Source organism: uncultured Sunxiuqinia sp. (assembly GCF_947495665.1).
Lineage (GTDB): Bacteria > Bacteroidota > Bacteroidia > Bacteroidales > Prolixibacteraceae > Sunxiuqinia > Sunxiuqinia rutila.
Map to the genome: position 1 here is coordinate 41,059 of NZ_CANLZV010000001.1, position 11,719 is coordinate 52,777.

The 11,719-nt window shown below is 43.2% G+C and carries 10 protein-coding genes; 3 read left to right on the top strand and 7 right to left on the bottom strand.

What is annotated here, in order from left to right; translation table 11 throughout:
• The first annotated feature begins 159 nt into the window (after window positions 1-159).
• On the top strand, window positions 160-1,410 hold the full coding sequence (gene hutI / locus Q1A18_RS00145) for an imidazolonepropionase (protein ID WP_299576094.1): 1,251 nt from the start codon (window positions 160-162) through the stop codon (window positions 1,408-1,410).
• Window positions 1,411-1,463: 53 nt separating this feature from the next.
• Entirely contained in the window at window positions 1,464-3,155 is a 1,692-nt protein-coding gene (ftcD, locus tag Q1A18_RS00150) for a glutamate formimidoyltransferase (RefSeq protein ID WP_299576097.1), read from the top strand.
• A 106-nt stretch (window positions 3,156-3,261) separates the two neighbouring features.
• On the opposite strand, the gene Q1A18_RS00155 is transcribed toward ftcD, so the two are convergent.
• Window positions 3,262-4,128, bottom strand: a complete 867-nt coding sequence (locus tag Q1A18_RS00155; RefSeq protein ID WP_299576099.1) for a transglutaminase-like domain-containing protein — start codon at window positions 4,126-4,128, stop codon at window positions 3,262-3,264.
• A 14-nt stretch (window positions 4,129-4,142) separates the two neighbouring features.
• Window positions 4,143-5,012 (bottom strand): nucleoside phosphorylase, encoded by an 870-nt coding sequence (locus Q1A18_RS00160; RefSeq protein ID WP_299576101.1) that lies wholly within the window; start codon window positions 5,010-5,012, stop codon window positions 4,143-4,145.
• Window positions 5,013-5,187: 175 nt separating this feature from the next.
• On the opposite strand from Q1A18_RS00160, the gene Q1A18_RS00165 reads away from it, so the two are divergent.
• Window positions 5,188-6,006: a prohibitin family protein gene (locus Q1A18_RS00165; RefSeq protein ID WP_299576102.1), complete on the top strand. Its 819-nt coding sequence runs from the start codon at window positions 5,188-5,190 to the stop codon at window positions 6,004-6,006.
• A gap of 215 nt (window positions 6,007-6,221) precedes the next feature.
• Here Q1A18_RS00165 and Q1A18_RS00170 read toward each other — a convergent pair whose 3' ends face one another.
• The 5 genes from Q1A18_RS00170 to cysD all read right to left on the bottom strand — a co-directional run bounded on the left by Q1A18_RS00170 (window position 6,222) and on the right by cysD (window position 11,642).
• Window positions 6,222-6,485, bottom strand: coding sequence for a hypothetical protein (locus Q1A18_RS00170; protein WP_299576104.1), 264 nt, complete (start codon window positions 6,483-6,485; stop codon window positions 6,222-6,224).
• Window positions 6,486-6,696: 211 nt separating this feature from the next.
• Complete coding sequence (locus tag Q1A18_RS00175; protein WP_299576106.1) at window positions 6,697-7,710, bottom strand: Gfo/Idh/MocA family oxidoreductase; 1,014 nt, start codon at window positions 7,708-7,710, stop codon at window positions 6,697-6,699.
• Window positions 7,711-7,848: 138 nt separating this feature from the next.
• Window positions 7,849-8,382 carry a hypothetical protein gene (locus Q1A18_RS00180; RefSeq protein WP_299576108.1) on the bottom strand — a complete coding sequence of 178 codons (534 nt, stop codon included), beginning with the start codon at window positions 8,380-8,382 and terminating at the stop codon, window positions 7,849-7,851.
• A 385-nt stretch (window positions 8,383-8,767) separates the two neighbouring features.
• A complete protein-coding gene (cysN, locus tag Q1A18_RS00185; protein WP_299576110.1) occupies window positions 8,768-10,675 on the bottom strand; it encodes a sulfate adenylyltransferase subunit CysN in 1,908 nt (635 codons plus the stop codon).
• A gap of 55 nt (window positions 10,676-10,730) precedes the next feature.
• Window positions 10,731-11,642 (bottom strand): sulfate adenylyltransferase subunit CysD, encoded by a 912-nt coding sequence (gene cysD, locus Q1A18_RS00190; RefSeq protein ID WP_363322860.1) that lies wholly within the window; start codon window positions 11,640-11,642, stop codon window positions 10,731-10,733.
• Between the last annotated feature and the right edge of the window lie 77 nt (window positions 11,643-11,719).

The window sequence follows — 11,719 nt, forward strand, 5'->3', positions numbered from 1 at the left end:
GTTTTCAATTGATTTTCTATGAGTTACTCACTTGTTTCGCTATGACGACCTGAACCTTAGGGGCCAATAATTACCATAAAGATTCAGCCTGTATGATTTATGACAGTTTATTTCTCCGACTTCTTTTTTTATCTTGTATAAAAATCCAGAGTAATTGAGATGAAGGTAATTTTGGAAAATATCAAAGAGTTGGTTCAAGTTGAAGAACAGGCTCGAACATGGGTTGCCGGCAAGGAAATGAAGGAGTTGTCGGTATTGAAGGATGCCTTTTTGGTGATCGACGATGATCAGATCGAAACCTATGGTGAGATGAAGGATTTCAGCGAATTGCTTGTTGAAGGAGCAGAAATGGTGATGGAAATCGATTGTGCCGGTAAAATTGTGATGCCTGGCTATTGTGATTCGCACACCCATCTGGTTTTTCCCGCCAGTCGCGAACAGGAGTTTGTAGATCGAATTAACGGACTGAGCTATGAGGAAATAGCACGTAGAGGAGGGGGCATTTTGAATTCGGCCAAACGAATGGAGCAAGCTTCCGAAGAAGATTTATTTTTATCAGCCATGTTGCGTTTGGATGAAATTAAGCAGCATGGAACTACCGCTGTGGAAATCAAAAGTGGCTATGGACTTAGTCTGGAGTCAGAACTGAAAATGTTAAGGGTAATCAAACGGTTGAAAGAAAGTAGCCCGCTCATGATTAAGTCCACTTTTCTGGGAGCACATGCTTTGCCGGTCGGTTACCGTAACAATCGGCAAAAATACATTCAATTGATTATAAGCGAAATGCTTCCGGCAATTGAGAAGGAAGGTCTGGCAGATTATATGGATGTGTTTTGTGATCAAGGCTTTTTTACGGTGGAAGAAACGGCTCAACTGCTTGAGGCCGGACTTAAATATGATTTACAGCCCAAGATTCACGCCAATGAACTGGGATTAACCGGGGGAGTGCAGGTAGGAGTTCAATATGGAGCGCGCTCAGTTGATCATTTGGAATATATGGAGGAGCCGGAAATTCAGGCGCTGCTGGGCTCCGGAACCATGCCAACTGTTTTACCCGGAGCGGCCTTCTTTTTAAATATGCCCCTCTCGCCCGTTCGGAAAATGATGGACGCCGGATTGCCTGTAGCCCTGGCATCAGACTACAACCCTGGATCGTCACCTTCCGGAAACATGAATTTTATTCAATCTTTAGCTTGCATTAATTACGGGATGACACCGGAAGAGGCTATTAATGCCTGCACCATCAATTCGGCTTATGCCATGGGGGTAGAACATTGCTGTGGAAGTATAGCCAAAGGCAAATTGGCCAACCTGTTCATTACCCGGGAACTTCCGAGTTATTTAGCCATTCCTTATTATTTTGGTACTAACCCGGTGGAAACCGTTATCATTAATGGGGAAATTTATTAAGCTGACACTTCAATCAGATCACCTGATCCTGTAATCAATAAAAAATAAAAACGATGAACCAGTTAATTGAATGCGTACCAAACTTCAGTGAAGGAAGAAATCAATCAATTATCAAGCAAATAACGGATGCAATTGAACGAGTTGAAAATATTAAGCTGCTCAATGTCGACCCGGGTTATGCCACCAATCGTACGGTAGTGACTTTTGTTGGGCCTCCAAAGGATGTGGTCGAAGCTGCTTTTCAGGCCGTGAAAATGGCCTCGCAGTTAATTGATATGAGCAAGCATCATGGAGAGCACCCGCGTTTCGGGGCTACTGATGTCTGTCCGTTAGTGCCTATTGCAGGTATTTCGATGGAAGAAACGGTAGCATATGCCCGACAACTGGCTCAGCGTATTGGTGAAGAGCTTGAAATACCGGTTTACTGTTATGAGTTTGCCGCACAAAAGGAGGAACGTCGAAGTCTGGCCAACTGCCGGTCGGGTGAATACGAAGGCTTGCCCGATAAGCTGAAGGATGCCAATTGGAAACCTGACTTTGGCCCGGCAAAAATGAATGTGAAAGCCGGCGCAACAGCTGTCAGTGCCCGGAATTTTCTGATTGCGTACAATGTCAATTTAAATACAACTTCCACCCGGCGGGCTAATGCTGTGGCATTTGATGTTCGCGAGGCAGGTCGGGTAAAGCGCGAAGGAGATCCGGTAACAGGCAAAATTGTAACCGATGAACAGGGCGAACCGGTACGTATTCCGGGAAGCCTGAAAATGGTTCGCGCCATTGGTTGGTATATTGAAGAATATGGGGTTGCTCAAATCTCGATGAACTTAACCGATATTACCGTTACGCCCATACATGTGGCCTTTGATGCTGTTTGTAAGAGTGCTGAAAGCCGGGGCTTACGAGTAACCGGATCAGAACTGGTAGGTTTGATTCCGTTACAGGCCATGCTTGAAGCCGGAAAATACTTCCTGCGCAAGCAGCAACGCTCGACAGGAGTTGCCGATTCCGAATTGATCAAAATAGCCATAAAGTCGATGGGGCTGGATGAGCTTGGTCCATTTAACCCACGTGAGCGTATTATTGAATATTTGCTGGAAGATGAGACTAAAAAACTGGCAGATTTAAGTTTGAGTAGTTTTGCCAATGAAACCGCTTCTGAGTCTCCGGCTCCGGGAGGTGGCTCTATTTCAGCTTATGTTGGTGCTTTGGGAGCTGCTTTGGGGGGTATGGTTGCCAACCTTTCGGCACATAAACGGGGTTGGGACCACCGGTGGGAAGAATTTTCAGATTGGGCAGAACAAGCAAAAGCCTTTCAAAATCAATTTCTTCGCCTGGTTGATGAAGATACGAATGCTTTTAACCAAATTATGGCAGCCTTTGGTTTACCTAAAGGAAGTGAAGAGGAGAAGAAGGCTCGTAGCGAAGCAATTCAGCAAGCAACTTTGAATGCCATTCAGGTGCCACTTGAAATAATGAAAACCGCCTTGCGTTCGATGGAGGTTATTGAAGCCATGGCTGCAATTGGAAATCCCAATTCGGTGTCGGATGCCGGTGTTGCTGGCCTTTGCGCAAAAACAGCGACTCATGGGGCTTACCTGAATGTTTTGATCAACCTGAGTGGGCTGAAAGATGCTGACCGGAAGGCTGCCCTAAAGCATGAAGCCACGGAGCTTCTGTATCAGGCCGAAACCAAGGAGCAGCTTATTTTGAAAACCGTTATGGAAAAAATAAACGGGGATTCCTGAAAGAAAATAGTTTTGCAAGGCAACAAGTAAAAGCTTGTTTGTTTGGCCGCAGTAGTTGATTCGCTTTTTCATCGTTTTATACCTTGAGAAAGCGAATCTTTTGGTTTTACAGGAAATCAGCGATTCGTCCCAGATCATCTACTTTGTCTTGATAGCCCAAGGAGTCGTAGCTTTCAATCAGACTTTCCAGCAGCTTCTTTATGATCAACTTGTCTTCGCAAGGGGTATTGAAGTCATTGATATCGTACTGGTCATTTTTGTTGAGGAAAAAGTCAATTTCTTTCCGTCCAATAATGGCCCCCTTATTGGATGGGTTGATGTAGAATAAAATGGATGACTTGTAATCTTTACCATGAACTTCTTTGGCCAATTCCGGATCGATATAAGCCAGTAAAGGCGTTTTAGGAAAATTGATGAACTGGACGGGGAACTTGAGTTCTCGGGCAATCAAGGCATATAAAATGGCAATTGAAATGGCATTGCCTTTTTTTGTTTCGAGGATTTGATTTAAGTAGCAGTTTTGTGGCGAATTCAGGTTGTTCAGGTTAACCGAAAATTGGTTGGTATCATAGAAAATATGATTGAGCACAGTAATTTTCTCCAGCGAAGTGAGCTTGTTGCTGATTTCAAGCCAAACGTCATTTGATATTTTCTGAAGTTTTGACCTGACTTGCTTTAACTTCAGATCAGGATATTGGTATTGACTGATCAGGAAGAAGCCCTCAAACAGGTCAATTTGTTTTTGATTGGCCCAGTTGAGGATTTTGGTTCTGGTTTCTGCAAACTGGATTTGTTGAATCAGGTTCTCAATTCGATTTTGAATGAGTTCATCCAGGCTGGTTTCCCATATTTGTTCCAACTGGTCAACAATTCGTGCATCCTCGCAGAGTAATTGTTGCTCTACCGCTTCAAAGACCGTCTCATCCGGATCATCCAGTAAGGCAATTAAAGCTTGTAAACGGTCATTTTTCATAACTACAAAACAATTTAAGTTGATAACGTATCCAAGACTATTTTAATCAGCTTTTTCATTTCGGGGTGGTAGTTTTCGTTTGCTTCTTTGGTTGTTCGGTTGGCAATGATCAGGCAAATGGTAAGTGCCTGATGCCCGAGCAGGGCCGAAAGCCCGTAGATTGCCGAACACTCCATTTCGTAATTTGTTATTTGCAAGTCGTTGTAAAAGAAACATTCAACTTTTTCATTCAGCTTTGGGTCAGCCGTATTCAACCGTAGAATGCGTCCTTGCGGGCCATAAAATCCGGGCGCGGAGATGGTTACTCCTTCAACAAAGTGCTGCTTTTTGAAACGATCGAGTAAAAGGGGTGATGAATTGACAACATAAGGTTTGCTCAAAAGCGAGTTCCAGTCGGTATGGTTGATGAAGTTACGTTCAAAATCCAGGTCTGAAATCTGTTCTCGGTCGGCATAAAAGTTTAGCAAGCCATCAAAGCCAATGGCTTTGCGGGATATCACGTAGGAGTTAACCGGCAAGTGCTTTTGCAGCGCCCCCGAAGTTCCGATTCGGATAATGTTGAGCGAACGCTTTTCCTCTTTTATTTCCCGGGTTTCCAGGTCAATATTGACCAGAGCATCCAGCTCATTGATCACAATGTCAATGTTGTCTGTTCCAATGCCTGTTGAAATTACGGTAATGCGGGTGTTTTTATAGGTTCCCGTGGTTGAAACAAATTCCCGGTTCCGGATGGTAAATTCAATGTTGGAAAAGTGTGATGCGATTAACTCAACGCGGCCGGGATCGCCAACCAGCAAAACATGGTCGGCTATATGTTCTGGCTTAAGGTGCAGGTGGAAGATACTCTTGTCGTTATTTATAATAAGTTCTGAAGAACCAATCATATAATAGGGGTTTTGATGAATTTCAAATCTAATTAAAAAAAACTGATTATACCATACCCTTGTCGTTCTGAATCAAGCTCGTTAAGTGGATTTTGTTAACATTTGACTGTTTTGTTAAGGAAATCCTTAAAATTCTCTTACATTTACTTTTTATCATTTTAAAAATTTCATACCAATGGATTTTAATTTTAAAAAGTCGTATCTCATTATTGCAGCAATTGTCGTTTTTGTTTTGCTGTTTTTTGGAAGTAGCATGTTTGTGACCATCCAGCCCGGTGAACGAGGAGTTATTTTCCGGCCTTTTACTTCAGGCTTGGACAAGGATAATATTTATATTCCTGGTTTTCATATTGTGGCTCCCTGGAATACTTTATTCGTATATGATGTAAAAGAGCAACAACGGGAAGAGACCATGGATGTTTTGGATAAAAACGGATTATCGGTTAATGTTGATGTTTCTGTGCGTTTCAACCCAACTTATGATAAAATTGGGTATTTGCACGAGATTTTTGGAAAGCGCTACATCGACCAGTTAATAACTCCGGAAGTTCGTTCGTCGGTTCGTCAGGTGGCGGGGCGTTACACGGCAGAGGAAATTTATTCGACCAAAAGAAGCGAGGTGGAATCGTCCATTATTGAGGAAACAGAGAAGGTGCTCAATAAGAATAACATCGACATGAAAGCGCTTTTGATTCGCTCAATTAACCTGCCCGATAAAATTAAGCAGGCGATTGAGAAGAAGCTTGAAGAAGAACAGGCATTCTTAACTTACCAGTATACGCTGCAAACAGCAGAACAGGAAGCGGAGAAAAAGCGGATTGAAGCCGAGGCAATTGCACGCTATAACCGTATTATTGATGCTTCATTAACAATGAATATTCTGAAACAACGCGGGATTGAAGCGACGTTGGAACTTTCGAAATCACCCAATTCCAAGGTTGTTGTCATTGGAAGTACGAAAGAAGGTCTTCCCTTAATTCTGGGGAATAATTAAAATATTTCGAATCTCATGAAGCCGGCAAATAGCATTATTTGACCGGCTTTTTTTTCGAAAAATTGTAGTGTTGAGCAATAGCCGAGAGTGGATAGTAATGGGGCAATAGCCAAAGATTGAATGGTAGTGATTCAGCAAGGCCAAGCTTGAACATGAAACAACCAACTCTCAACAGTTGATTTTGGGAAACAAATTTGTTAGGAACAGAAGACGTATTAAAGCTCAGGAGTTTCTAAATCTTCAAGGAAAGGAAACCAGGGAGCTGTTTTTTCATTTGAACCAGTGCTTCTTAAGGTATCAGCTTTGTCCTCATTGATCTGTGGCTTTTCTTCCGGTTTTTCCAGCTTGGGAAGCTGAGGTGCTTCTGCTGGTGCACTGATTACGGTATCGGTGGTGAATGGCTGTTCAATTTCGACCTGATGCGTCAATTTCAGTCCTAATAAGTAAAAAATAGAAGATGTGAGGATGATTAATTTCATAGCTTATTTCTTGATACAACCAAAATTATACTTTTTTACTTAATGTTTGGAAGAATTATCGGTGAATGGCTTAATTTTTTCTTTAAATAATGTTAATATGTCTGCAAACAGGCCTGGTAAATCTTCATCAAATGTGCTACCTGCTGCTGACTGTGGATCAGTTCAAGGCCAGCAGCAGGTAGCACTGTTTTGTTTTTTTTATAACAAGCTGTTAGGCCTGCTGGTTTGCCGGGAAATCATGTTGGGGATAAACAATACCGGCATCAGCTCGCACCCGATCCAGCGTGTCCATTAAGTCAAGCGTAATGGCGAAGGTCATCATGTCACTTTCAATTCTTCCTTCATCCAGGCATTTCATCACATGTGCCGCTTCAAACTGATAGCCTTTTCCTTCGATTGGAGGTACTTCCACAGGTTCTTCATGCTCCATGCCTTGTTGCCAAATACAAATTTGGGCATTGGCAAACCAGCGTCGGTTAAGGCGCAGGTAGCCTTTCTCGCACCAAAATTCGGATTGGATGGAGGAATGCGAGGCAAAGCTCGAAACCAGCGAAGCCATGGCTCCATTGGCGTATTTGAAACTCATGAGAATGGATTCTTCGCTATTGGTAAAGCTAAATTGGGGGAGTGTTTGGATGGTTTCCGGTTTACCTAAGGTCATAAGAGCTGCAAAAACCGGATAGATGCCAATATCAAGTAGTGATCCTCCGCCCAGGTCAATATTGTACAAGCGCAGGTCTGCATTTTTTTCTGCATTGAATGCAAAGTCAGAGCGTACCATCTTTAATTGGCCCAGCTTTCCGGATTGAAGAATTTCCATGGCTTTCAGGAAACCGGGTTGAAAGCGGGTCCAGAAAGCTTCCATCAAAAAGGTATTGTTTCGCTTGGCGCAGTCGATCATTTCCCGAGCTTCGCGTGCGTTCATGGCAAAGGCTTTTTCGCACAATACAGCTTTTTGGTGTGTCAGGCACAAAAGCGCATGCTCGTGATGGTGAGAGTGTGGAGTGGCAATATAAACGATGTCTACCTGTGGATCTTCAACCAGTTCGTTGTAGCTTCCATAGGCTTTCTCAAATCCCAATTGGCTGGCAAACTCCTGAGCGCGATTCAAACTTCGTGAAGCCGCGGCATAAAGCTTGGCATTGGGAAGCAGTTTTAAGTCTTCAGCAAATTTTCGTGCAATTTTTCCACAGCCTAAAATGGCCCAGTTGTATTGTTTTTTCATGTTTGATTATTTTGAAGGACAAGATAATGAATCTTACATAAAAAAACAGGGAAGGGAGGCTCGGATTTGTGAAGGTGTGAAGTTGGTTTTGGAGTGGTGTTTTTTCCCAATCGAAAGTGGCAAGTAGTGAAGCGAAGACTAGCTTACAAGTTTTTTCAATTCCTGTATAAAGAAACTTAATTCTTTTTTATACAGCTGAAAATAGGAGCTGAGGTCATCAATTTTCTCCAAGATAAAATCATTCAGTTCATCATCCGTTGAAATTTTGGAGAGCTTATCCAGGAACTCCCACCGATGCCCTTCAAACCAATTTTCATCGCGTAGTTTTCGGCGACCCCCATAGCGGCTGAAGTAATAGATATAAACGTTGGCAATGTGTTCTTTGCTTGGGTTTTCAAGTACCCGGTTCAAACCGCCCGAAACCGATCTTAGCAAAAGCCAGTAACGGTTAAACTCTTCACTGTATTCGCTGAGGTATTTCAGGTTTTTAACTTTAATATAGAATTCATGGATTTCATGCTTAAGCAGATGGGTTTCGAGTTCATCCATTATTTCAGGAATTTGATTGATGAACTCTTCGATGAACGCATTTTTTTTATCAGATGGCACATCGCCTTCCGAATAACCATACGCTCGGTTGAAATATTTATAGAACCTCTCTGCAGGCGTCATGTTGAATTCTATTGGTAAGCTAATTTCATACATTTATTCTTAATTGTCAATTGGTTATAGCCAGGAGTTATTGAAACAGTAGTTTTGGTTATCAATGTGGTATATACACTGACCAAAAAAAAGAGTTGTTTGTCGGAAAAATCCTAACAGGAGCTTAAAGCGCTTCTGCAATCCTTTTTGATCCAGTTGCTGACTCATGTTTTAAACCTACGCTCCAGTTGCTGTCATTTTTATGAAACAGGGGCTTTTACAAAATGTTTAAGCCTTTCATTCTATTTAACGAATACTTATCTTTTGTATTGTGTTTGATTTCTTCTAGGGTGGCACGGATAAAAAAAGGGAACCTCATATTGAGATTCCCCTTGGCTATCTTGTACAACTTGTATTAATGGAGCGGGAAAATTGAATTTTCACGAATGTATTCAATGACCAGGTCCGGGTTTTTACCGTTGTTTGTCGGATCAAGTTTCAAGGCAGCGTCCTCCGGTGTTTCAAACGGAAGGTCTACTCCTGGAACATATTTGATGGTCTCATCGGCATAAAATTCAGGTTTATTCTTTTTGCAGAATTCCATCGAAGCATCCATCAGGAACAAGTGGAAACGGTCTTCTCCGATAATATCGGTTACTTGTTTCCGGATGGCCTGATCGGGCGAAATAAAGGAACAGATGGTAATGATGCCTTGGTCGTTGAGTAAGCGGCAAACTTCGGCTACACGACGCAGGTGCTCGGCACGATCGGTAGGTGAGTAGTCCAGCTCTTTTGAAAGGCCTGAACGCACCGAACTTCCATCGAGCAGAACGACGGTAGCTCCCATGTCGAACAATTGCTTTTCGAGGCTGAATGCAAACTCATTCTTTCCAGAGCCATGCAATCCGGTTACCCAAAGGGTTGCTCCTTTTTGATTGTAGCGGGTTTGATATTCGCTATCAGAAACCAGGCCTTGTCCTTTGCGAATCAGTTCCCGGTGTTGGTCGCTGATTTTTGAGGGCAGGTCATCTGGGCTCAGTTTGTCGATAATCATTCCAACCGCAACTGTGTTATTGGTTACTGGATGAATCAATACAAATGAACCGGTGTTTTTGTTTTTCTTGTAAGGATCAAAAAACAGCGGTTTATTGGTGGTCAGCACGGCACGTCCAATCTCATTCAACTCCAGAAAATCAACTTCTGATTTTTGAAGCGTGTTGACATCGGTTTTGTATTTGATTTTATCAATACGGACTTTGGTGCTGTTGTTGGCGTGTTTGATAAAAAACTGGATTGACGGATCCATAGGCTTTTCATCCATCCACACTACCGTGGCTTCAAAGTGACGCTCAATGCGGGGCAGGTTGTCAGGATAGACAATCATATCGCCTCGTGAAACATCGACTTCATCATTTAAGGTGATGGTAACGGCTTGAGGTGGGAATGCTTCATCCAGCTCGCCATCGTAAGTCGTGATGCTTTTGATGGTTGATTTCTTCCGGGAGGGAAGTACCATAATTTCTTCTCCTTTGCGGACGATTCCGGATGCAATCCGGGTTGAAAATCCCCGGAAATCACGGTCTGGACGCAGCACATATTGTACGGGGTAGCGCAAATCATCGAAGTTGCGGTCGGAGCTGATATGAACCGATTCCAGGAACTCGAGCATGGCCATGCCTTTGTACCAAGGCATACGCTCGGAGTGATCAACCACATTATCTCCTTTTAGCGCGGAGAGTGGAATGTAGGTGACATCCGGAATGTCGAGCTGGGCCACAAAGTTTTTATATTCTTCACAAATGTCATTAAATACTTGCTGGTCAAAATCAACCAAGTCCATCTTGTTCACTGCCAGCACCACGTGTTTAATGCCCAGTAGCGAAACCAGGAAGGTATGACGCCGGGTTTGAGTAATCACGCCTTTGGTGGCATCAATCAGAATAATGGCCAAATTGGCCGTTGATGCACCTGTTACCATGTTGCGCGTATATTGCTCGTGTCCAGGGGTGTCGGCAATAATGAATTTCCGTTTGTTGGTTGAAAAGTAACGGTAGGCAACATCAATGGTAATTCCTTGTTCGCGTTCGGCTTTCAAACCGTCAAGCAATAAGGCGTAGTCAATGTCTTCGCCGGCATGTCCCACGCGCTTGCTGTCGCGCTGCAGTGCGGCAAGCTGGTCTTCATAAAGTCGTTTACTGTCAAAAAGTAACCGGCCAATCAAGGTCGATTTTCCGTCATCAACCGAACCTGCGGTCAATAAGCGTAATAGGTCCTTCTTTTCGTCCTGATCAAGAAAAGCCTTTATATCTATGGGTTGTGTCATGTTCAAAGTTTTAAATCAATTTTCAGCGTTGTTGGTTGTTGCACTCTGTTGAAGTCTAGAAGTAACCTTCGCGCTTTTTTTGCTCCATACTACCTTCCTGGTCAAAGTCGATCACACGGGTAGTTCGCTCGGAAACAGTCACCGTCATCATTTCTTCAACAATTTTCTCAATATTATCGGCTTCTGAATCAATTGCTCCGGTGAGTGGGTAACAGCCAAGTGTCCGGAAACGAACTTTTCGCATTTCTGCTTTTTCTACCAGTTCTTTAGGCATGCGCTCATCGTCAACCATAATCAGGTTGCCGTCCACTTCAACAATGGGGCGTTCTTTGGCATAATACAAAGGAACGATGGGGATATTTTCCAGGCGGATGTACTGCCAGATGTCGAGTTCAGTCCAGTTCGAAATCGGGAACACGCGAATCGACTCTCCTTTATGTACTTTGGCGTTGTAAATGTCCCATAGCTCCGGACGTTGGTTTTTGGGATCCCATTGGTGAAATTTATCACGGAAAGAGAAGATTCGCTCTTTGGCACGCGATTTTTCTTCGTCGCGACGAGCACCTCCAAAGGCGGCGTCAAACTTATATTTTGAAAGGCCTTCCAGTAGCGCCTGTGTCTTCATCACATCGGTGTGCACTTTACTTCCGTGTGTAAATGGGCCTACGCCGCTTTCAAATCCTTCCTTGTTGTAATGAACAATCAGGTCCCAGCCATTTTCCTTGGCGTAATTGTCGCGGAATTCGACCATTTCCTTAAACTTCCATTTGGAGTCAATGTGCATGAGCGGAAAAGGAACTTTTCCGGGGTAGAAAGCTTTTTCGGCCAAGCGAACCATTACGGATGAGTCTTTCCCGATGGAATACAGCATGACGGGATTTTCAAATTCGGCTGCCACTTCACGAATGATGTGAATGGCCTCAGCCTCTAATTCACGCAAGTGGGTCAGAGTATATTTATTCATGATTAGGATTTTTAAAGCGCAATTTGCATCAAGCAAATTTGTGAAAACTAATTAGGGGGACAAAAATAGGTTATTCTGCG